The organism is Actinoallomurus acaciae (assembly GCF_042429965.1).
Lineage (GTDB): Bacteria > Actinomycetota > Actinomycetes > Streptosporangiales > Streptosporangiaceae > Actinoallomurus > Actinoallomurus acaciae.
Map to the genome: position 1 here is coordinate 1 of NZ_JBHLZP010001227.1, position 723 is coordinate 723.

General features: G+C 46.5%; 1 protein-coding gene. It reads left to right on the forward strand.

Features of this window, described 5'->3' with window-relative positions:
* Positions 1 to 81: 81 nt before the first annotated feature.
* Positions 82 to 723 (forward strand): hypothetical protein (locus ACFFNX_RS51800; RefSeq protein ID WP_378213870.1); only part of this gene is annotated, 642 nt, incomplete at its 3' end.

Below are 723 nucleotides of genomic sequence, written 5' to 3' on the forward strand. Positions count from 1 at the left end.
CGGAAATGTAGGCGTACGATGAAGCTAACTCCACATATCATTTTATTAGTGGTCCTAATATGTATCGCCCACTCTTCAATTGTGTCTGATGTTAAGGACAATGTGCTTACGTTCATTCAACAGTCAATTGGCAACTACAAAAGTGATTATGAAGAGAACACAGCTTTAAAAAATGGGTACAAGATCAATGATGGACACGCTGATGTTAAACAGGCGAACGCGAAAGCCCGGATAGTGAAAAAGTACAAAGGAAAGAATCAGGAATCAAGTCAAAAGGGCCTAGATCATTGGCAGCTGCGAGCGAAAGATACGGAGAGAGGAAGATACAGAATCGACCCTGTCTTGAATTTCTTGTCGCGTAGGGCCAAGGCTCCAATTGATGATGGAACGAGTTTCTCCAGTTCTAGTAGAGAGCTTCAGGATTGGAAAGACGAATGGAGGGAGCATTGGATACAGAAGAAGTATGAAGCTATCAATTCTTCAATGCCGGCTGGGGACGCTGTTAATATGCTCGCTGCAAGGCCATGGGGCGTTCCGTGCGGTGATCCTAATCAACACGACATGCCTTGGGGTACCTGCATGCTGTCATTGGAATGCGACTCAGAGTTAAGGATATACCGCGGAGACTATTTCTGCGGACGAACTCAGTTCGTCTGCTGCGGCCTTCAGCTGACCAGCTACGACATGTACCAAGGGTTCGACGTCTCCTTTGCTGACTCAGAG